The following is a 274-nucleotide window of genomic DNA, read 5'->3' as shown; positions in this document are numbered from 1 at the left end:
AGCATGACCGTTATCGCCATCGTCCCCGTCTACACCCACCGCACCCACGAAACCGTCGAGCGCCTGGCCGAACGCGGTGTCACCGTCGACGTGCTCGACGTCGACCTCGCCATCGCCAGCGCCGTGACCTCCCTCCACGAGCAGAGCGAACGCGGAGGCTGGCCCGACCCCGACGACGATCACACCTGGGACCGCTACATCGAGCCGCGCGTCCTCGACCGACTCGACATCGACCCCGATGTGTTCGGCGAGGCATCCGTCGCGCACGACGCGC

At 68.6% G+C, this 274-nt stretch carries 1 protein-coding gene; it reads left to right on the top strand.

The window, feature by feature from the left end:
* Nucleotides 1–274: hypothetical protein (locus tag ACZ3HH_RS29930; RefSeq protein ID WP_465810189.1), on the top strand; the 274-nt coding region annotated here is incomplete at both ends.

The sequence above is a fragment of the Pseudomonas sp. PME37.24/025 genome (assembly GCF_055556615.1).
This window is presented reverse-complemented; position numbering and strand designations above follow the sequence as displayed.